Raw genomic sequence first — 20,693 nt, forward strand, 5'->3', positions numbered from 1 at the left:
AATTAAACCAGGACGCCGGACTGGCGCATGGCCTGCCGCAGCGGTTCTTGACAGGGGGTGCTCAGCCAGGTCAGTGGCAGGCGGATGCCTTCGTGCATCAGGCCCATTTCAACCAAGGCCCACTTCACCGGAATCGGGTTGGCCTCGATGAACAGGTCCTTGTGCAACGGCATCAGTTTTTCGTTGATTGCCCGTGCAGTCTCGGCGTCGCCCTTGAGCGCGGCCTCGCAAAGGTCGGCCATTTCACGTGGGGCAACGTTGGCGGTGACGGAGATGTTGCCCTTGCCGCCCATCAGGATCAGCTCGACCGCTGTCGGATCATCGCCAGACAGCACGATGAAGTCCTTGCTCACGCCATCGAGAATGGCCTTGGCGCGCTTCATGTCGCCGGTGGCTTCCTTGATACCGATGATGTTCGGCACCGTGGACAGGCGGATCACGGTCTCGGCCAGCATGTCGCAGGAGGTACGACCGGGAACGTTATAGAGGATCTGCGGGATGTCGACGGCTTCGGCAATGTGCTTGAAGTGCTGGTACAAGCCTTCCTGGGTCGGCCTGTTGTAGTACGGGACGACCAGCAGGCAGGCGTCGGCACCGGCTTCCTTGGCGTTGCGGGTCAGCTCGACGGCCTCGCGGGTCGAGTTGGCGCCAGTGCCGGCGATGACGGGAATGCGACCGTTGACCTGCTTGACCACGGCACGGATGACTTCGATGTGCTCATTGACGTCGAGGGTTGCCGACTCGCCGGTGGTACCGACGGCGACAATGGCATGGGTGCCGTTCTCAAGGTGGAAGTCCACGAGTTTGCTGAGGCTGGCCCAGTCAAGATGCCCTTGTGCATCCATGGGTGTGACCAGTGCCACCATACTGCCCGCAATCATGAAACCGCTCCTGCCGGAAAAAGAGAGCGGTAATGGTACTGGCGCCAAGATGCTTGTACAAGCGAACTACCATTCCCCTTGGCGATGGTTTTCGCTACCCTTCAGGCTTTGATCGGTACCGACAAGCTCATACGCCGGTTTCCAGCCTCCGTTTTCGTCGCCGCAAGCCCCGATCCCGGGTTTGTCCTGGTGCGTTCCTGCTATCGCGGAATGCAGCGCAACCCTGGACACAAGGCTTGAGCCGTTCGTTTTTCCGGGCCTGGCGCTGTGTCGAGCGGCAAAAGTACCGACCGCTCATCGCTTTAGGAATGCTGCATGTCCACCCCCACAGTCCGCGAACAATTCCTTGTTATCAGTGCCCTTGGCGCCAACCCCATGGAGCTGACTAACGTCCTGTGCCGCGCCAGCCATGAAAATCGCTGCGCCGTCGTGACCTCACGCCTGACCCGTCATGGCGAATGCAGTGCGCTCGTGCTCGAGATCTCCGGCAGCTGGGACGCCCTGGCTCGCCTGGAAGGCAGCCTGCCGGTGCTCGCCAAGAAGCATGCCTTCACCGTCAACGTGGTGCGTAGCGCCGCGTTGGAGAACCGTCCCCAGGCCCTGCCCTACGTGGCCTACGTGAGCTCGGCCTACCGTCCGGACATCATCAACGAGCTGTGCCAGTTCTTCATGGACCACCACGTCGAGCTGGAAAACCTGACCTGCGACACCTACCAGGCCCCGCAGACCGGCGGCACCATGCTCAATGCCACGTTCACCGTGACCCTGCCCGCCGGCACCCAGATCAGTTGGCTGCGCGATCAGTTCCTGGATTTCGCCGATGCGATGAACCTCGATGCCCTGATCGAACCGTGGCGCCCACAAAACCCAATGTAAGGAAGCGTTCATGGCCGTTGCAGTCGACCAGCCGGTTACCGATTTCCAGGCACCCGCCACCAGCGGGCAGACCGTCAGCCTCGCAGCCCTCAAGGGCAAGCAGGTGGTGATCTACTTCTACCCCAAGGACAGCACCCCTGGTTGCACCACCGAAGGCCAGGGCTTTCGGGACCAGTATGCGCAGTTCCAGGCCGCCAACACCGAAGTGTTCGGCATCTCCCGGGACAGCCTCAAGTCCCACGAGAACTTCAAGTGCAAACAGGAATTCCCGTTCGAGCTGATCAGTGACAAGGACGAGGCCGTCTGCCAGCTGTTCGACGTGATCAAGCTGAAAAAGCTCTATGGCAAGGAATACCTGGGCGTTGATCGCAGCACATTCCTGATCGACAAGAACGGCGTGCTGCGCCAGGAATGGCGTGGCGTGAAGGTGCCGGGGCATGTGGATGCGGTGCTGGCGGCGGCTCAGGCACTCAACAAGGCCTGAATCTTTCACTGCCTGTCCTGGCCCCTTCGCGAGCAAGCTCGCTCCCACAGGGATTTGATTAACACCCTCAATCCAATGTGGGAGCGAGCTTGCTCCGGGCGGCGTTCCGACGATGGGGCCATAAGCCCCACCCCATACTCAAGCTACAACAACGGCGCCACCACCGGCTCCTTGCTCGGCCACGCATCCAGCACCGCCTTGAACAGGGTCGCAAGGGGAATCGCGAAGAACACCCCCCAGAACCCCCACAGCCCGCCAAACAGCAACACCGCACAGATGATCGCCACCGGATGCAGGTTCACCGCCTCGGAGAACAGCAGCGGGACCAGCACGTTGCCGTCCAGCGTCTGGATGATCCCGTAGACCGCCATCAGGTAGATGAACTGATCGCTCCAGCCCCACTGGAACAGCGCAATCAAGGCCACCGGCACGGTCACCACCACGGTGCCGACATAAGGCACCACCACTGAGATGCCCACCAGCAGCGCCAGTAAGGCGGCGTAATTGAGTCCCAGGGCGACGAAGCCGATGTAGGTCACGCCACCGCAGATAAAAATCTCGATGACTTTGCCGCGAATGTAGTTGGCGATCTGGCGATTCATCTCCTGGGCCACCCGGGTAATCAGCGCCCGCTCACGAGGCAGGTAGCCACGGACCCAACGGCCGATCATTTCCCGGTCCTTGAGGAAGAAAAACACCAGGATCGGCACCAGTACCAGGTAGATCATGATATTGACCAAAAGCGGCAGGCTGGACAGCGAAAACGTCAGCGCCCACTGGCCGAACTTGCCGATCTGGCCGCGCACGACTTCAATGGCTTGCAACACCTGCTCGTCGGACACCAGGTGCGGATAACGCTCGGGCAACAGCAACAGCACGGACTGCCATTTGGCAAGCATCCCCGGCAACTCGTTGAAGAGTGTCACCAACTGGTGCCAGAGCAGCGGCACGATCACGATTATGAACACCAACAACAAGCCCATGAACAGGGCGAACACCAAGCCCACCGCCACCGCACCCGGCAACCGCAAGCGTTCCAGGGTCGTGACCAAACCTTGCATCAGGTACGCCAGCACCATCCCCGCCAGCACCGGCGCCAGCATGCCGCCCAGGGTGAGCACGGCGGTAAAGGCCAGGAATAGCAGCACTGCCAGGACCACAGCCTCTTCATCGGAGAAGTAGCGCTGGATCCAGTCGCGTAACACTTTGAACATTAAAAATCCTTAAGAGACGCTGTCGGTTTTCAGGCCTTTTTCAGCCAGTAACGGTAGACGCCGTTATCGTCTTCTTCATGCAGCAGCGTATGACCGGCCAATCGGGCGAAGGTGCGGAAATCGCGCTGGGAACCCGCATCCGTGGCGATCACCTTGAGCACACTGCCGCTGGCCAGGCGATTGAGTTCCAGCTTGGCCTTGAGCAGCGGCAACGGACAGTTCAGGCCGCTGGCGTCCAGTTCGGCATCGTGGGCTACAGCATCAGTCATGGGTTCACTCCGCGGCAGATCGTTGAGCGGCCTAGAATATCTGGTCCCGGGCCCGGTGTCCGGCTACAGTAAGGTCTTTGTCGACTAAGGCTTCGTGCATGACATTTCTGCGCCCCACCCTGCTGACGCTCGCTTGCCTGCTTGCCTCACCGGGCTTCGCCGACGACCTGCCGTCACTTGGCGACGCCAGTTCTGCCATCGTCTCGCCAGAACAGGAGCACCAACTGGGCCGCGCCTGGCTGGCCCTGCTGCGCAGCCAGGTTTCACAGCTCAACGACCCACAGCTCAAGGACTACGTCGAATCCAGCGTCTATAAACTGGTGGAAACCAGCCAGGTCAATGACCGACGCCTGGAGTTCATCCTGATCAACAGCCCGCAGCTCAACGCCTTCGCCGCACCTGGCGGAATCGTCGGGGTCAACGGCGGCCTGTTCCTCAATGCACAGACCGAAGGCGAATACGCCTCGGTCATGGCCCACGAACTGGCGCACTTGTCACAACGCCACTTCGCCCGCGGCGTCGAAGCCCAGCAGCGCATGCAAGTGCCAATGATGGCCGCGCTGCTGGCCGGCATCGTGATTGCCGCCGCCGGTGGCGGTGACGCCGGGATCGCGGCCATCGCCGGGACCCAGGCCGCGGCCATCCAGGAACAACGGCGTTTCTCGCGCCAGAACGAACAGGAAGCCGACCGCATCGGCATCCAGAACCTGGAAAAGGCCGGCTACGACCCGCGGTCCATGCCGACCATGTTCGAACGCCTGATGCGCCAATACCGGTTCGACGCCAAGCCCCCGGAATTCCTGCTGACTCACCCGGTGACCGAATCCCGGATCGCCGACACCCGCAACCGCGCCGAACAGGCCAAGCCGGGCGGTATCGAGGACAGTGTGCGCTATCAACTGATCCGCGCACGGGTCCAGTTGATCTATGAAGAAACCCCGGGCCTGGGCGCCAAGCGTTTCCGGGCACAGCTGGATGAGAATCCGAAGAACGACGTGGCGCGCTACGGCCTGGCGATCGCGCAGATCAAGGGTGGCCAGTTGAATGAAGCACGGGAGAACCTCAAGCCGTTGCTGGCCAAATCGCCCAACGAGATCATCTATAACCTCGCCCAGGTGGACCTGGACATCACCAGCAACAAACTGGCCGACGCTCAATCGCGCGTCGACCGGATGCTGAGCCAATACCCGGGCAACTATCCGCTCAACCAGGTACGCGTCGACTTGCTGCTCAAGCAGAACCGCCCCGCCGATGCCGAGAAGGCCCTGGAGAACCTGCTCAAGACCCGCCCGGACGATCCGGACGTCTGGTACATGGTGGCCGAGACCCGCGGGCTGTCGGGCAACATCATCGGCCTGCATCAGGCCCGTGCCGAGTACTTCGCACTGGTGGGCGACTACCGTCAGGCCATTCAGCAGCTGGACTTCGCCAAACGGCGCGCCGGCACCAATTTCCCCCTGTCGTCACGCATCGACGCCCGGCAGCGGGAACTCATGGAGCAGGAACGCATGGTCAAGGACATGATGGGCTGAGCATTCGCCAGGCAAAAAAAACGCCTCTTTCGAGGCGTTTTTTTTCAGCGGCTAACCGATCATTCGGCCAGTTTGAAGGTGATGAAGCTTGCACGTCCCTGGCGCAGGACCCGCATCGAGACCGAACGATTCTTCGGCAACGCCTTGGCGATGTCGGTGAACTCCTTGGCGGAACCGATGGCCTGGTTGTTCAGGTGCGTAATGATGTCGCCCGGCTGAAGGCCGATCAGGGCAGCAGGACCGTCCTGCACCTCCTTGATCACCACGCCGCCCTGGAGCTCCAGGGTACGCTTCTGCTCTTCGGTCAGCTCGGCCACCGCCACGCCCAGACGGTTGCTGCTGCGCTCGACGCCAGACTTGGGCAGCGAGTCCAACTCCTTGCCTTCTTCAGGAATGGCGCCGACGGTCAATTCGACGTTCTTGCGCTTGCCTTCACGAATCACTTCCAGATTGGCCTTGGCACCGGCCTTGAGAGCACCCACCAAGTGCGGCAGGTCGGCAGACATGACGATCGGCTGACCATTCATGCTCAGGATCACGTCACCCACTTGCAGGCCGCCCTTGGCAGCCGGGCCACCTTCCTGGATCTGCGCCACCAGCGCACCGGCCGGTTTTTCCAGCCCGAACGACTCGGCCAGGTCCTTGTTCACTTCCTGGATGACCACGCCCAACCAGCCACGGCTGACCTTGCCTTCGCTTTTCAGTTGGTTGGACACGTCCATGGCAACGTCGATCGGAATCGCGAAGGACACGCCCATGAAGCCGCCCGAACGGGTATAGATCTGGGAGTTGATGCCGACGACTTCACCCGCGAGGTTGAACAGCGGGCCACCGGAGTTACCCGGGTTGATCGGCACGTCGGTCTGGATGAACGGCACGTAGTTTTCGTTCGGCAGGCTGCGACCGATGGCGCTGACAATGCCCTGGGTCACGGTGTGGTCAAAGCCGAACGGCGAACCGATGGCCACGACCCATTGGCCGGCTTTCAGGTCCTGGGATTTGCCCAGCTTGAGCACGGGCAGATCCTTGCCTTCGATTTTCAACAGCGCCACGTCGGAACGTGGATCGGTGCCGATCAGCTTGGCCTTGAGCTCGCTGCGGTCGGCCAGGCGTACCAGGATTTCGTCGGCATCGGCGATCACATGGTTGTTGGTCAGGATGTAGCCATCAGGCGAAATGATGAAGCCCGATCCCAGGGATTGCGCTTCGCGCTGGCGACCACCACCGGGAGAACGGGGTTGTTGCGGCATGCCACGCTCGAAGAACTCACGCAGCATCGGCGGCAAACCTTCCAGGTCCGGCATCTGCTGGTCCGAGACGCGGCGATCCGGCAGCTTCTGGGTCGTGCTGATGTTCACTACAGCGGGCGAAGCCTGCTCGACCAATTGCGTAAAGTCGGGCAACTCGACCGCCACGGCAGGAACGGCCTGGCCGAGCACAAGCACGGTGGCAAGGATAGAAAAATAGGTTTTCAAGCGTGGTATCGACATACGGCTCCCGTTACGACGAGCATGGTTAAGCGATATGGAACAAGGCATACCTGGAAAAGATACGCCGGTATTTTTGTTCCGGAAACAGACAAGGCCAGGGCCGAGCGGCTCTGACCTATAGAAAAAAAGCTGAGTTTTTGCAAATGAAAATACTGACAGGAAGTTTCGGCATTTCGATCAAGCCCTGGCATCATCAGCCTCTCGCGCAATCGAACCACCCATGCAGCCAGCAGGTTATTGAGTCGCCGTGACGTCGGAGCGCATGGAAAGCGCAATCCGTTCCGCCGTGCCTATAGGAATCTCGCCGACCACCGTGACCATCATTTCGCCCTGGGGCGTCGTGAGCCTGCGGGAGACGGCAGCCGTCGGGCCGAGCTGAGTACGGGTATCGGTGGCGTTGGCACCGTTCAGCGGCTCCAGGAACACCGAGAAGCGCGCCAGGCCATCGTCGTACATCAAGCTGTTGACCTGGACCTGGGTGTCCGGGTCCTTGCGCACGACACTGCTGGACAGTTCGAAACCAGGCGGAAGCCAGTCCGAGTGCCAGGCGGCTTTCACCGCGACGACCTTGGCGGGATCCTGCGCGACAGCCTTGCATTCGGCGCTGGCTTGCAGATCACCGTCTGTCGGCGCGGCGACATTCAAGCGGGTGAACTGGAAACGTTCGAGCAACTGGCCCTTGTCGTTGAGCAACAGGGACTTGAGCGGCAAGCCGGTCTCTTTGTCCAGGTGCAGCTCGAAGCCATAGCGATGCTGGTCCTTGGGCGTCAACGCCACAATGACCGCTTGACGCCCGGCCACGCGCGACTTGCCAATGACGGCCAGGTCATACCAATTCTTGAGTTTTTGCGGATCGAGCGTACGTGAGGTGCCGTCAGGCGTATTGCCCAGCCCTGCGATCAAGGAGCCACTGACGCATTGAGTATGCCCATCAATGCGCAGGACTTCCTGTGCCGAGCCGTCAAGCTGGAGTAACCGCTCGCGGACTTTGCCATCCTGGACGCGATGCCAGATGTTATGGGTAGAAAAACTACCGTTGCGCTCGTAAACGAAAGTGCCCTGGAAGCTCTGCTGCTGCTCGGCTTGACTCAGGCGGTTCAACCAATCCTGAGCCTCATCGGCATGGGCTGGAGTCGCACACCAGCCACCAAGCAGAAGCATGAATAGAGGTATGGCGCGCAATGGTTTTCCTTAATTAACGGTTTTCCATGCTGGCTGCACGGGCGTAAGGCAGCGCGCTTTCAGTACCTTTCAGGGCAGCTTGCTGAGCATGCTGACGCAGGTAGTTGGGCAGACGCTGATCATGCCAGCCAGGTTGGCCTTGCAGAACACCATTGACCATTGGGCCTGCGGTTTCCGAGCCTTCGCTGTAGCCGGCCAGTACCGCTGGACCCTTGACCTGTGGAGCGCTCAGGCCTGGCTGGTTGGACTGCTGCGCCATCTGCACGCCAGCAATCTCATCCTGGTTGTACAGGCGCACACCGGCCAGTACGGCCACGGTGACCGAAGCGGCTACTGCCAGGCGACCCAGGCTGCGCCATGGTCCGCGAGAAGCTTTTGCCGGTACGGCTTCGTCAGCCAATGCAGCGGAAACGGCCGCAGCGATGTCCAGGCGTGGAAGCAACAAGTCCTTGTGCATCACGGCCCGGGCGATCTGGTAACGAGCCCAGGTCTCACGGGTTTCAACATCGTCGAAGGCATTCAATACCCGACGCAATTCCAGTTCGTCCGCTTCGTTATCCATCACTGCGGACAGCGATTCCTGCAGGGCTTCACGACTCATGGCGTTCCTCTCTTGGCTGTCGCCGCTGTCTCTAGTTTTCCTGCAACAAAGGTTGCAGGGCTTTATCAATGGCCTCCCGGGCGCGGAAGATCCGGGAGCGCACGGTGCCTACAGGACATTGCATGACGCTCGCAATGTCTTCGTAACTCAGACCGTCGAACTCACGTAAAGTTAAAGCCGTACGCAAATCTTCGGGCAGTTGCTGGATGGTTCGATGGACGGTGCCTTCAATCTCATCCCGCAGCAACGCACGTTCCGGTGATTCGAGATCCTTGAGGCCATGATCGCCATCATAGAACTCGGCATCTTCAGAACTTACATCGCTATCCGGCGGCCGACGGCCGCGTGAAACCAGATAGTTTTTCGCCGTGTTGATGGCGATGCGGTAAAGCCACGTATAAAACGCGCTGTCCCCGCGAAAATTTCCAAGTGCGCGGTAGGCCTTGATGAAGGCTTCCTGAGCGACATCCTGCGCTTCATGGGTGTCGTGCACGAAACGCACGATCAACCCGAGAATTTTGTGCTGGTATTTAAGCACTAGCAGATCGAAAGCTCGCTTGTCGCCGCGTTGGACGCGCTCGACCAGCTGCTGATCCTCTTCCTGGGTTAGCATGAACACTCCTCGATAAGCTCGAAGGAGGCTTGCATTACTAATTGACCGGGCTTGCAAACATAGACTCGGGCTTTTCGCAAAAGTTCTCCCCCTTCCAAGCAAGTTTCCGGCGCGCTCTGATCTCGGCACGCACGAAAAACGCAGCAGGAGATTCCCCGGCTGCGCGAATAATCTGTCACCGGGCCTGACGGCAGAGACTCCAATCGAAATCTTGCACCAACCCGACGCTGCTCCCTTTTGCAGACAACCGTCTATTGAACGTAGGCGCTTGGCAAAAGTTCCCACTATTTATAGCGCTGTACACTGAATATCAGGCAACCGTGACGAGATAAACAGCGTTCTGTCCTCGAAACGGCGGCCTTATCGACGTTGTACCAAAAACGGCGATCCGACGAAGCGTGTCGCTTTTCTGTCACGCTGGTTTCACATTGCCATGAATGCCCGGCTATTGTGCCGATCCCCCCCTCTATATACTAGTGGGCTGCGTGGCTGCCTGACCCGTTGAAGCGGTGTCTTGCGCCAACCCCGACCCGGGTCGCCTTGAGCGGAAACCATTCGAATGAGCCAACAGTTTCAACACGATGTTCTGGTAATCGGCAGCGGAGCCGCCGGATTGAGCCTTGCACTGACTTTGCCTGCGCATTTGCGCATTGCAGTACTGAGCAAGGGCGACCTGGCCAACGGTTCTACCTTCTGGGCCCAGGGCGGTGTCGCAGCCGTGCTGGACGATACCGACACCATTGAATCCCATGTCGAGGACACCCTCAACGCCGGCGGTGGCCTTTGCAATCCAAAAGCGGTGCGTTTCACCGTGGAACACAGCAGGGAAGCCATCCAGTGGCTGATCGATCAGGGTGTACCGTTTACCCGTGACGAACAATCGGGCACCGAAGACGGCGGTTTCGAGTTCCACCTGACGCGCGAAGGCGGTCACAGCCATCGGCGCATCATCCATGCGGCCGACGCCACTGGTGCCGCGATCTTCAAGACCCTGCTCGCCCAGGCGCGACTGCGGCCGAACATCGAACTGCTGGAACAGCGCGTCGCGGTCGACCTGATCACCGAAAAACGCCTGGGCCTGGACGGTGATCGCTGCCTCGGTGCCTACGTGCTCAATCGCGGCACCGGTGAAGTCGACACCTACGGCGCGCGTTTCGTCATCCTGGCGTCCGGCGGCGCAGCGAAAGTCTATCTGTATACCAGCAACCCCGACGGCGCCTGCGGCGATGGCATCGCCATGGCCTGGCGTTCGGGTTGCCGGGTGGCGAACCTGGAGTTCAACCAGTTCCACCCCACCTGCCTCTATCACCCGCTGGCCAAGAGTTTCCTGATCACCGAAGCCTTGCGTGGCGAAGGTGCCCACCTGAAGCTGCCCAACGGCGAACGCTTCATGCAGCGCTTCGATCCGCGCGCCGAACTGGCACCGCGCGACATCGTCGCCCGGGCCATCGACCACGAAATGAAGCGCCTGGGTATCGATTGCGTTTACCTGGACATCAGCCACAAGCCCGAAGCGTTCATCAAGAGTCACTTCCCGACGGTGTACGAACGCTGCCTGGAGTTTTCCATCGACATCACCAAGCAGCCGATCCCGGTGGTGCCGGCGGCGCATTACACCTGCGGCGGTGTGATGGTCGACCAACAGGGCCGTACCGACGTGCCTGGCCTGTACGCCATTGGCGAAACCAGCTTCACCGGCCTGCACGGCGCCAACCGCATGGCCAGCAACTCGCTGCTGGAATGCTTCGTCTACGCCCGCTCGGCGGCGGCAGACATCCTGGCGCAATTGCCGCAGATTGCCGTCCCTGCCGCCCTGCCCTCGTGGGACGCCAGCCAGGTCACCGATTCGGACGAAGACGTGATCATCGCGCACAACTGGGACGAACTGCGGCGATTCATGTGGGACTACGTGGGCATCGTGCGCACCAACAAGCGCCTGCAACGGGCACAACATCGGGTGCGCTTGCTGCTGGATGAAATCGACGAGTTCTACAGCAACTACAAAGTCAGCCGCGACCTGATCGAGTTGCGCAACCTGGCCCAGGTGGCCGAACTGATGATTCGCTCGGCCATGGAGCGCAAGGAAAGCCGGGGGCTGCATTACACGCTGGACTACCCGAACCTGCTGCCCGAGGCACTGGACACTATCCTGGTGCCGCCCACCTACGCCGACTGAATCTGAGCTGTACCCGCAGGCGCCGATGGATATCCGGCGCCAGCGCGTCGCGCGGCACACACAGCGAGCGGACCCGCCGTTCACCCTGCACGCGAAAGCGCAGCACGACGATCATCGGCAGCGCCAGGCTATCGGGGCGCAGCTGCACAGCCCGCCACCCGTCGGCCCGACTCCAGAGTTGCCAGCCAGCGGCATTACGACGCAACCGGGAAATGGCCCGGCGATGAGTCAGCAATAAATGTCGGGGGATCACCCAGGCGCCATGGGCCAGGCACAATACGACGCCAAGCGCCGCGAACCAGGATGGGACGGACAACAGGAACAACGACCCCAGGGCGAACACCTGGGCCAGCAGATAGGCCGCCAGCAGTTGCCCGGAGGCCTGCCAGCGGCATTCGAAGCGATTACTTGGGTTGGACACGGTCCAGAATCATCCGGACCATGCGCTGCAACTCAGGGTCTTCGGATTCGCTGCGCTCCATGAACCAGCCGAACATGTCCTGATCCTCGCATTCGAGCAGGCGGACATAACACGCGCGGTCCACTTCATTGAGATGGGGATAAACCTCTTTGACGAATGGCACCAGCAACACGTCCAGCTCAAGCATGCCGCGGCGGCTGTGCCAGTAGAGGCGATTCAGTTCAACATCTTCGACCATGGAGCGCTCCTCAAATAGAGCGCAAGTATACAGGCCCCGCCGCAGCGGAACAGACAGCTTTGGCAGGGCACCATCGATCCTTTGTGAACTACCCATTTCAAGGGCGCCCCCTTATGATGTCTACCAGACCTTTTACCCTGCGATGACCCATGGCTGATTCCGCTTTTTTCTGCACCCTGTCCCACGAAGGCGTCCTTGCGGTCCGCGGCGTGGATGCCGGCAAATTCCTGCAAGGCCAATTGACCTGCAACCTCGACTACCTGAGTGACAGCCGGGCCAGCCTCGGCGCCCGCTGCACCCAGAAAGGCCGGATGCAATCGAGCTTCCGCATCCTGCTCGAGAGCGACGGCGTGTTGATGGCCATGGCCGCCGAACTGCTAGAACCGCAACTGGCCGACCTGAAAAAATATGCCGTGTTCTCCAAATCCAAGCTCACCGACGAAAGCTCGGCCTGGGTTCGCTTCGGCCTGGAAAACGCCGACAAGGCGCTGGCCGGCCTGGGCCTCGAACTACCGGACGACACCGACAGCGTGGCTCGCCATGAAGCCTTGATCGCCATCCGCGTATCTCCCGGTCGCGCTGAACTGTGGGCGCCCGCCGAACAAGCGCAAACGCTGCGAACCCGCCTGGGCACAGAACTGGCCGAAGCGGATCTGAACCCCTGGCTGTTGGGCCAGGTCCGCGCCGGAATCGGCCAGGTCATGCCGGCCACCCGCGAGCTGTTCATCCCACAGATGCTCAACCTGCAAGCCATCGGCGGCGTCAGTTTCAAGAAAGGCTGCTACACCGGCCAGGAAATCGTCGCCCGCATGCAATACCTGGGCAAGCTCAAGCGACGCCTGTACCGCCTGCAGTTGGACGCCAGCGAACTGCCAGAGCCTGGCACCGCGCTGTTCTCCCCCACGCATGGCAGCTCCATCGGCGAAGTGGTGATTGCCGCCCGCGGCGAGGGGAATATTGAACTGCTTGCGGTATTGCAGGCCGAAGCAGCAGAAGACGACAATTTGCACCTCGGTAGCCTGGAAGGCCCACGCCTTCAATTGTTGGACCTGCCTTACGAACTGGATCGCGACCGCGAAATCCAGCGCTGATCGCAGCATTTGCCGCAATACCCTAGAGAACCGAAATGAGCGATTTGGCGGATAAGGTCCAACGGGATTTGGTGCAAGCCATCGATAACGATGACTTGGTTCTGCCAACATTACCGGAAGTGGCCCTGCAGATTCGCCGGGCCGCCGAAGACCCGGAAATCAGCGTCAGCAACCTGAGCAAAGTGATCGGCCGCGATACGGCTCTCTCGGCACGCCTGATAAAGGTGGTCAACAGCCCACTCCTGCGCGCCACCCAGGAAGTCACTGACCTGCACACGGCCATCACTCGATTGGGCGTCAACTACAGCAGCAACCTGGCCATCGGCCTGGTCATGGAGCAGATTTTCCACGCCCGCTCCGAAGTGGTGGAGCTGAAGATGCGCGAAGTCTGGCGCAAGAGCCTGGAGATCGCCGGCGTCAGCTATGCGCTGTGTCGCGGTTACACCCAACTCAAGCCCGACCAGGCCGCGCTGGGTGGGCTGGTGCACCAGATCGGCGTGCTGCCGATCCTGACGTATGCGCAAGACAACAATGAGTTGCTGTCGGACCCGGTCAGCCTCAACCACGTCATCGAAACGATTCACCCGGTGCTGGGGGACAAACTACTCAGCGTCTGGGAGTTTCCGGAGCGGTTGGTGAAACTGCCGGGGCTGTATCTGGATTTCACCCGGGACTCCAAGCAAATCGATTATGTCGACCTGGTGCAGGTCGCAGCGCTGTATTGCTACAAGGACACCGACCATCCCCTGAGCAAGGTTGACGTGTTCGGGGTTCCCGCCTTCAAGAAACTGGGCATCGACCCGGAGAACAAGGCACGGTGTGCGGATATCGAAGAATCGCGGTCGATGTTCTATTAAGCAGGTCGGACACCTACGAACGCGTAGTCAAGCCTGAATCTGTGACCTGTGGCAACAGGATTTGTGGGAGCAAAGCTTGCTCGCGAAACAGGCGCCTCGTTTTATATAAAGACCGTGTCGCCATCATCGCGGGCAAGCCTTGCTCCCACAGGATCAGTCTGCGCCTGGGATAAAACTCACCCGCACCTTCAACCCGCGCTCCTGCCCGTCGTGCAAGGTGATCTGCGCCAGGTGCGCACGGCAGATTTCGCCGACGATCGCCAATCCCAGCCCCGAACCCGCCACTTGCTGGTTGCGTCGATAGAAGCGCTCGAACACCCGGTCCCGCTCGTGCAGCGGAATGCCGGGGCCATCGTCCTCGACCTCCAGCACGGCCGGCGCAGAAACCCGCAGGATTACATTGCCACCCGACGGGGTATGGGCCAGGGCGTTGTCCACCAGGTTGCTCAACAACTCGTTCAACAAGGTCGGCTCGCCCCGCAGCCATACCGGTTCGTCGGCTTCCAGGGCCAGCGCCACCCCTCGGGCATGGGCCAGCGGGGCCATGGCCATGCCCAACTCACGGGCCAACTGACTGAGATCAAGCAACTGCGCGCCGCCCTCGGCAATGGCCCGGGCACCGTTTTCCACACGCGCCAAGGACAGCAGCTGATTAGCCAGATGGGTTAGCCGGTCAGTGCCCTGGGCCGCCGTTTCCAGGGTTTCACGCCAGGTCGCCGGTTCACTGGCACGCAAGCCCAGCTCAAGACGCGCCTTGAGCGCGGCCAAGGGCGTGCGCAGCTCATGGGCGGCATCGGCGATGAACTGCGCCTGACGCTCGAATTGCCCCCGCAGGCGCTCGGTGAAATGGTTGAGGGCCCGCACCAGCGGCCATAATTCGTGCTGCACTTCCACCAACGGCAACGGCCGCAGATCGTCCGACTGGCGCTCCTCCACCGCCGTGCGCAAGCGCTCCAGCGGGCGCAACGCCGCGCTGACCGCAAACCACACCAACAGCAGCGCGCCCACGGCCAGCATGCCCAGGCGCAACAGCGTGTCGGCCATCAGCCCACGGGCCATGCTGACCCGCGCCTCTTCAGTCTCCGCTACACGAATTTCCGCCATGCCGTTCATGTTCGGCTCGCTCACGGCCTTGAGCAGGCTGACCACCCGCACGTTCTGCCCCTGATAGCGAGCGTTGTAAAAGCGCGCCAGGGCTGGATAATCGTCCGTGCGCGGCGTGCCGGGCGGCGGGCCGGGGAGGTTTTCGTAGCCGGAAATCAGCTTCTTGTCGATGTCATTGACCTGATAATAAATGCGTCCGGCGCTGTCGTAGGCGAAAGTATCCAGGGCCACGTAGGGCACATCCGCGCTGAGGCTGCCGTCACGCGCCGAAAGGCCCGCGGCGATGGTCCGGGCCGAGGCCAGCAGGGTCCGATCGTAGGCGGTGTCGGCAGCCTCGCGACCGTTCCAGTAGGCGCTTAAGCCGCTGGCGAGCATCAATACCACCAGCAGCAGTGCGAGGTTGCGAAGCAGCCGCCAGCGCAGACTGTCGGGCTTATGCATTGCGATTTTCCAGCAGGTAGCCCAGGCCGCGGAACGTTACGATCGCCACCGCATGACCATCGAGCTTCTTGCGCAAGCGATGGACGTAGATTTCGATGGCGTCGGGGCTGGCCTCTTCGTCCAGGCCGAACACTTGGGCCGCCAGTTGCTCCTTGCTCATCACCCGCCCCGGCCGGGCGATCAACGCCTCCAGCACGGCTTGCTCGCGGGACGTCAGGGTCAACAGTTCATCGTCGAGGGTAAAGCGGCGGGTGTCCAGGTCATAGACCAGCCCGCCACAGCGCTGCTGGCGTTCGCCACCCAGCACGCTACGGCGCAACAGCGCCTTGACCCGGGCCTCCAGCTCAGTGAGCTCGAATGGCTTGGCCAGGTAATCGTCGGCGCCGAGGTTCAGGCCATGGACGCGGTCCTTGACGTCGCTGCGAGCGGTCAGCATCAGCACCGGCAAGGTCTTGCCACGGGCCCGCAGACGCGCCAACACCTCGAAACCGTCCATGCGCGGCAGCCCGACATCCAGGACCGCCACCGCGTATTCCTCGCTGCTCAAGGCCAGGTCAGCCGCGACGCCGTCGTGCAACACGTCCACGGTCAAACCGGTGCTCTTGAGCGCCTGGGCAACGCTTTCGGCGAGCTGCAGATGGTCTTCTACGAGCAGGACACGCATGGGTTATTCCTCGATTCAGGGATGGCCGACGCCATTCTTTGGCGCGAAGTTTACAGCCGCATCCGCCACTGTGAAGGCAAAAAACACGCTGAAAGCTTTTGAAAGGTTAGCGAAAGGTTGGGCCGTTAGAGTCCCTTTACGGATAGTTTCGACTGACCGCCGCGACGCCCGATCGCGAATCGAAAAATGCCACGAAGCGTTTTCGTCCTAAATAAGAAGAATAAAAGCGGAGTATTCACCATGCTGTCCATGCAGCTCCAGGCCCCAGCGCCTGCTCGCCCTTCTCGCTTCAACCAGACCGCCCTGGGCGGTGTCGCCCTGTATTCAATCCCGGTAACGACCTGCGCACCCCGTCAGCGATGACCTGGACGGAATCCGTCAACGACACATTTTCACCACACATAACAACAATCCTGTGGAGACAACAATGAACCTATCACTGCGTAAAGTAGCCCTGGCCGCCGGATGCCTGATGTTTGCCGGGCAGTTGCTCGCCGCTGATCCATCCAAAGAGCCCAAGCGCCCCGAATGCATCGCCCCGGCGGCACCGGGCGGCGGTTTCGACCTGACGTGCAAACTGGCGCAAAGCGCGCTGGTCAACCAGAAACTGCTGACCAAACCCATGCGGGTGACCTACATGCCCGGCGGTGTCGGCGCGGTGGCCTACAACGCAGTGGTCGCCCAGCGTCCGGCCGACGCCGGTACGCTGGTGGCCTGGTCCAGCGGTTCGCTGTTGAACCTGGCGCAAGGCAAGTTCGGTCGTTTCGATGAAAACGCCGTGCGCTGGCTAGCGGCCGTTGGTACCAGCTACGGCGCCATCGCAGTGAAGAGCGATTCGCCCTACAAGAACCTCGACGATCTGGTACAGGCCCTGAAGAAAGATCCAGGCTCGGTGGTGATCGGCTCCGGCGGCACCGTCGGCAGCCAGGACTGGATGCAAACCGCCCTGATCGCCAAGGCTGCCGGCATCGACCCGCGCAAACTGCGCTACGTGGCACTCGAAGGCGGTGGTGAAATCGCCACTGCCCTGCTCGGCGGTCATATTCAGGTCGGCAGTACGGACATTTCCGACTCCATGCCGCACATCCAGAGTGGTGACATGCGTCTGTTGGCGGTGTTCTCCGATAAACGCCTGGACGAGCCGGAAATGAAAGACATCCCGACCGCTCGCGAACAAGGCTACGACATCCTCTGGCCAGTGGTCCGTGGCTTCTACCTCGGGCCAAAGGTCAGCGATGAAGACTACGCCTGGTGGAAAGACGCGTTCGACAAACTGCTGGCTTCCGAAGAGTTCGCCAAGTTGCGCGACCAGCGCGAGCTGTTCCCGTTCGCCATGACCGGCCCGGAACTGGACGCCTATGTGAAGAAACAAGTGGCTGATTACAAGGTGCTGGCCAAAGAGTTCGGCCTGATCCAGTAACCGTCTCTGTTCTCGCGGCGGCGCTGGCACTGTCGGCGCCGCCCAGGAGTTAGTCATGCTCACCATCCAACGTATTTTTGCCGCGGTGCTGCTACTGGTCTGTATCGGCCTGGCGCTGATGGCTTGGCCCTATCAAGCCGCCTTTTCCTACGAACCGGTCGGCCCCCGCGCCTTTCCCTTGCTGATGCTCGGGCTGATGGGGCTGGCATTGCTGTACATGCTGTTTCGCCCTACGCCCATCGTGCACAGCGACGAAGACCCGCACCTGGACCGCGAAACCTTGCAGAAAATCGGTATCTGCGTGGTGCTGCTGCTGGTCTTCGCCGGGACCTTCGAACCCTTGGGCTTCATCCTTGCCAGCATCCTGATCGGCGTGCCGATGGCGCGCCTTTACGGCGGTCGCTGGGTGCCGAGCGTGGTGATCATCAGCCTGATGGCCATCGGTCTTTATCTGTTGTTCGACAAGCTGATGGACGTGCCGCTGCCCCTGGGCCTGCTCGACGTCCTGGAGAATTGATATGGATACCCTGAATTATCTCGGCCAGGGTTTTGGCGTTGCACTGACCCCCTACAACCTCGTCACGGCACTGACCGGCACCCTGATCGGCACCGTGGTCGGCCTGCTGCCGGGCCTGGGCCCGATCAACGGCGTGGCGCTACTGATCCCGATTGCCTTTGCCCTGGGGCTGCCGCCGGAATCGGCGCTGATCCTGCTGGCCGCGGTGTACCTGGGTTGCGAATATGGCGGACGTATCAGCTCGATCCTGCTCAACATCCCGGGTGAAGCCTCCACCGTGATGACCACCCTCGACGGCTACCCGATGGCCCGCCAAGGCCTGGCCGGCGTGGCGTTGTCGCTGTCGGCGTGGAGTTCGTTCATCGGCGCGTTCATCGCCACCTGCGGCATGGTGTTGTTCGCACCCTTGCTGGCCAAATGGGCGATTGCCTTCGGGCCGGCGGAATATTTCGTCCTGATGGTGTTTGCCATTGTCTGCCTCGGCGGCATGGCCGGCGACCGACCGCTCAAGACCTTCATCGCGGCGCTGATCGGCCTGTTCCTGTCCAGTGTCGGGATCGATGCCAACAGCGGCGTGTACCGCTTCACCGGTGACAACATCCACCTGACCGACGGCATCCAGTTCGTCGTGCTGGTGCTGGGCCTGTTCTCCATCAGCGAAATTCTGTTGCTGCTGGAAAAAACCCATCGCGGCCAGGAGGCAGTGAAAGCTACCGGGCGGATGATGTTCAACTTCAAGGAAGCCGCGTCGGTCTTCACCGTGAACCTGCGCTGCGGCGTACTCGGTTTCATCATGGGCGTGCTGCCGGGTGCTGGTGCGACCCTGGCCAGTGCCGTGGCCTACATGACGGAAAAACGCATTGCCGGCGCTGGTGGCACGTTCGGTCAGGGTGACAAGCGCGGCCTCGCCGCCCCGGAAACCGCCATTGGCGGCGCGGCCTGCGGTGCGTTGGTACCGATGCTGACCCTCGGCGTTCCCGGCTCGGGCACCACTGCGGTGATGATCGGTGCGTTGTCGCTGTACAACATCACCCCTGGCCCGCTGCTGTTCCAGCAACAACCGGACATCGTCTGGGGCCTGATCGCGTCGTTGTTCGTCGCCAACGTCATGCTGGTGATCCTCAACATCCCGATGATCCGCATCTTCACCCGCATCCTGGCCGTGCCGAACTGGGCGCTGGTGCCGGTCATCGCAATCATCACCGGCATCGGTGTCTATGCGGTGCATGCCACCACGTTCGACCTGTTCCTGATGATCGGTATCGGTATCTTCGGCTATATCCTGCGCAAGCTGGACTTCCCGCTGTCGCCGGTGCTGCTGGGCTTCATCCTCGGTGGCCTGATGGAGCAGAACCTGCGGCGCGCGCTGTCGATTTCCAACGGTGCGCTGGAAATCCTCTGGTCGAGCCCGATCACCTTCGGCTGCTGGGTGCTGACGGCGATCATGCTGTTCATGCCACTGGTGCGGATCTGGCGTCGCCGCGCCGCACAACGTCGCGCCCTGGCCAATGTCTGAGGCGATATTCAGACAATGGTGGGGAACACCGCTGGTCGGCCTGGCCGGCGGTTACCTGGCCAGCCTGATCGGCTGGCCTTTGCCCTGGATGGTCGGCTCGTTGCTGGCGATCATCCTGGTGCGCTGTCTTACGCCGTGGCAACTGATGGAAATCCCCGGCGGCCGTAAATGCGGCCAATGGGTGGTGGGCATCGGTATCGGCCTGCACTTCACTCCGGTGGTGATGGAGCAGGTCCTGAGCCACTTCGGCCTGATCTTCTTCGGCGCGCTGATCACCAGCGTGTCCAGCGTGGTGAGTGTCTGGCTGATGCGTCGCACCGGCGAGGACCGCGCCACCGCATTCTTCTCGAGCATGCCGGGCGGTTCCGGCGAAATGGTCAACCTCGGCGCCCGCAACGGCGCGGACCTCAGTCGTGTTGCGGCGGGCCAGAGCCTGCGAGTGCTGGTGGTGGTGCTGTGCGTGCCGGCGGCCTTCAAGTACCTGTTGGGTGAAGGCGCACCGGTGCAACACGCCACGACGGTGGACTGGCTGTGGCTGGCGGTGCTGTTCCCGGCGGGCGCCCTGCTCGCCTGGGTCTGGGAGCGCTTGCGCCAACCCAATCCCTGGTTGTTCGGACCATTGCTGGTGAGTGCGGCGGTGAGCGTCGGTTGGGACCTGCACATCGGCCTGCCCAACGGCGCCAGCCAGGTCGGCCAGTGGTTGATCGGCAGCGGATTGGGTTGTCATTTCAACCGGCAGTTCTTTCGTCGGGCGCCGTCGTTCATGGGGCGTACCCTGATCGGCACGGTGTTGACGATGCTGATCGCCACTCTCGCGGCGTTGGGCCTGAGCACCCTGACCCAGCTGGACCTGCGTTCACTGACCCTGGGCATGATGCCCGGAGGTATCGCGGAAATGAGCCTGACGGCCGAGACGTTGCAACTGTCGGTGCCATTGGTGACGGCGTTGCAGGTGATGCGGTTGTTGTTCGTGCTGTTTCTGGCGGAGCCGTTGTTCAGGTATTGGATGCGCAAGCCGGCTTCGGACTTGTAGACCGAGTTGCCCCCATCGCGAGCAAGCTCGCTCCCACATTGGACTTGGGTTGTCCTGAAACCCTGTGGGAGCG

General features: G+C 61.4%; 21 protein-coding genes. 10 read left to right on the forward strand and 11 right to left on the reverse strand.

The genetic code is table 11. The features are described from left to right. Window positions 1–2 precede the first annotated feature (2 nt). Window positions 3–881, reverse strand: a complete 879-nt coding sequence (gene dapA, locus AB4O09_RS23475; RefSeq protein WP_003198806.1) for a 4-hydroxy-tetrahydrodipicolinate synthase — start codon at window positions 879–881, stop codon at window positions 3–5. 315 nt (window positions 882–1,196) lie between these two features. Here dapA and AB4O09_RS23480 point away from each other — a divergent pair, with 315 nt between their 5' ends. Continuing rightward, window positions 1,197–1,757: a glycine cleavage system transcriptional repressor gene (locus tag AB4O09_RS23480; RefSeq protein ID WP_003184325.1), complete on the forward strand. Its 561-nt coding sequence runs from the start codon at window positions 1,197–1,199 to the stop codon at window positions 1,755–1,757. A gap of 10 nt (window positions 1,758–1,767) precedes the next feature. Next, the gene (locus AB4O09_RS23485) at window positions 1,768–2,241 is read left to right on the forward strand and encodes a peroxiredoxin (RefSeq protein ID WP_039010804.1); all 474 of its coding nucleotides are present in this window, start codon (window positions 1,768–1,770) and stop codon (window positions 2,239–2,241) included. A 143-nt stretch (window positions 2,242–2,384) separates the two neighbouring features. Here the strand turns inward: AB4O09_RS23485 and AB4O09_RS23490 are convergent, their stop codons facing one another. Further along, window positions 2,385–3,455 carry an AI-2E family transporter gene (locus AB4O09_RS23490; RefSeq protein ID WP_014337033.1) on the reverse strand — a complete coding sequence of 357 codons (1,071 nt, stop codon included), beginning with the start codon at window positions 3,453–3,455 and terminating at the stop codon, window positions 2,385–2,387. 29 nt (window positions 3,456–3,484) lie between these two features. Then, window positions 3,485–3,724, reverse strand: coding sequence for a sulfurtransferase TusA family protein (locus AB4O09_RS23495; RefSeq protein ID WP_003198801.1), 240 nt, complete (start codon window positions 3,722–3,724; stop codon window positions 3,485–3,487). A gap of 98 nt (window positions 3,725–3,822) precedes the next feature. Here AB4O09_RS23495 and AB4O09_RS23500 point away from each other — a divergent pair, with 98 nt between their 5' ends. Then, entirely contained in the window at window positions 3,823–5,256 is a 1,434-nt protein-coding gene (locus tag AB4O09_RS23500; RefSeq protein ID WP_003198799.1) for a M48 family metalloprotease, read from the forward strand. A gap of 59 nt (window positions 5,257–5,315) precedes the next feature. Here the strand turns inward: AB4O09_RS23500 and AB4O09_RS23505 are convergent, their stop codons facing one another. The 4 genes from AB4O09_RS23505 to rpoE all read right to left on the reverse strand — a co-directional run bounded on the left by AB4O09_RS23505 (window position 5,316) and on the right by rpoE (window position 9,142). Next, entirely contained in the window at window positions 5,316–6,746 is a 1,431-nt protein-coding gene (locus AB4O09_RS23505; protein WP_003198797.1) for a DegQ family serine endoprotease, read from the reverse strand. Between the two features lie 234 nt (window positions 6,747–6,980). Continuing rightward, window positions 6,981–7,928 (reverse strand): MucB/RseB C-terminal domain-containing protein, encoded by a 948-nt coding sequence (locus AB4O09_RS23510; protein WP_013692483.1) that lies wholly within the window; start codon window positions 7,926–7,928, stop codon window positions 6,981–6,983. A gap of 13 nt (window positions 7,929–7,941) precedes the next feature. Beyond that, window positions 7,942–8,529, reverse strand: a complete 588-nt coding sequence (locus AB4O09_RS23515; protein WP_003198793.1) for a sigma-E factor negative regulatory protein — start codon at window positions 8,527–8,529, stop codon at window positions 7,942–7,944. Between the two features lie 31 nt (window positions 8,530–8,560). Beyond that, a complete protein-coding gene (gene rpoE, locus AB4O09_RS23520) occupies window positions 8,561–9,142 on the reverse strand; it encodes an RNA polymerase sigma factor RpoE (protein WP_003172477.1) in 582 nt (193 codons plus the stop codon). 559 nt (window positions 9,143–9,701) lie between these two features. On the opposite strand from rpoE, the gene nadB reads away from it, so the two are divergent. Beyond that, window positions 9,702–11,318: an L-aspartate oxidase gene (gene nadB / locus AB4O09_RS23525; RefSeq protein ID WP_003198791.1), complete on the forward strand. Its 1,617-nt coding sequence runs from the start codon at window positions 9,702–9,704 to the stop codon at window positions 11,316–11,318. On the opposite strand, the gene AB4O09_RS23530 is transcribed toward nadB, so the two are convergent. Together AB4O09_RS23530 and AB4O09_RS23535 are read right to left on the reverse strand one after the other, a co-directional pair. After that, window positions 11,287–11,739 (reverse strand): protein YgfX, encoded by a 453-nt coding sequence (locus AB4O09_RS23530; protein ID WP_003198789.1) that lies wholly within the window; start codon window positions 11,737–11,739, stop codon window positions 11,287–11,289. The two genes, nadB and AB4O09_RS23530, sit on opposite strands and share 32 nt — an antisense overlap. Then, window positions 11,723–11,977, reverse strand: a complete 255-nt coding sequence (locus AB4O09_RS23535; protein WP_003184348.1) for an FAD assembly factor SdhE — start codon at window positions 11,975–11,977, stop codon at window positions 11,723–11,725. The genes AB4O09_RS23530 and AB4O09_RS23535 overlap by 17 nt, the downstream gene beginning before the upstream one ends. A gap of 149 nt (window positions 11,978–12,126) precedes the next feature. Between AB4O09_RS23535 and ygfZ the strand changes: the two genes are divergently transcribed. Further along, window positions 12,127–13,068: a CAF17-like 4Fe-4S cluster assembly/insertion protein YgfZ gene (gene ygfZ, locus AB4O09_RS23540; protein ID WP_003198787.1), complete on the forward strand. Its 942-nt coding sequence runs from the start codon at window positions 12,127–12,129 to the stop codon at window positions 13,066–13,068. A 35-nt stretch (window positions 13,069–13,103) separates the two neighbouring features. Further along, a complete protein-coding gene (locus tag AB4O09_RS23545) occupies window positions 13,104–13,925 on the forward strand; it encodes an HDOD domain-containing protein (RefSeq protein WP_460107560.1) in 822 nt (273 codons plus the stop codon). 153 nt (window positions 13,926–14,078) lie between these two features. Here AB4O09_RS23545 and AB4O09_RS23550 read toward each other — a convergent pair whose 3' ends face one another. Next, complete coding sequence (locus AB4O09_RS23550) at window positions 14,079–15,470, reverse strand: sensor histidine kinase (RefSeq protein WP_013692481.1); 1,392 nt, start codon at window positions 15,468–15,470, stop codon at window positions 14,079–14,081. Then, window positions 15,463–16,134 carry a response regulator gene (locus AB4O09_RS23555; protein ID WP_003198779.1) on the reverse strand — a complete coding sequence of 224 codons (672 nt, stop codon included), beginning with the start codon at window positions 16,132–16,134 and terminating at the stop codon, window positions 15,463–15,465. The genes AB4O09_RS23550 and AB4O09_RS23555 overlap by 8 nt, the downstream gene beginning before the upstream one ends. 427 nt (window positions 16,135–16,561) lie before the next feature. On the opposite strand from AB4O09_RS23555, the gene AB4O09_RS23560 reads away from it, so the two are divergent. The 4 genes from AB4O09_RS23560 to AB4O09_RS23575 are packed head-to-tail and all read left to right on the forward strand — an operon-like array spanning window position 16,562 to window position 20,620. Further along, a complete protein-coding gene (locus AB4O09_RS23560; protein WP_003198777.1) occupies window positions 16,562–17,554 on the forward strand; it encodes a Bug family tripartite tricarboxylate transporter substrate binding protein in 993 nt (330 codons plus the stop codon). Between the two features lie 55 nt (window positions 17,555–17,609). Continuing rightward, a complete protein-coding gene (locus tag AB4O09_RS23565) occupies window positions 17,610–18,071 on the forward strand; it encodes a tripartite tricarboxylate transporter TctB family protein (RefSeq protein ID WP_003198775.1) in 462 nt (153 codons plus the stop codon). A gap of 1 nt (window position 18,072) precedes the next feature. Next, window positions 18,073–19,587 carry a tripartite tricarboxylate transporter permease gene (locus tag AB4O09_RS23570; protein ID WP_003198773.1) on the forward strand — a complete coding sequence of 505 codons (1,515 nt, stop codon included), beginning with the start codon at window positions 18,073–18,075 and terminating at the stop codon, window positions 19,585–19,587. Continuing rightward, complete coding sequence (locus tag AB4O09_RS23575) at window positions 19,580–20,620, forward strand: AbrB family transcriptional regulator (RefSeq protein WP_027911674.1); 1,041 nt, start codon at window positions 19,580–19,582, stop codon at window positions 20,618–20,620. The genes AB4O09_RS23570 and AB4O09_RS23575 overlap by 8 nt, the downstream gene beginning before the upstream one ends. The last annotated feature ends 73 nt before the right edge of the window (window positions 20,621–20,693 follow it).

It is taken from the genome of Pseudomonas sp. H1_F01 (assembly GCF_054681425.1).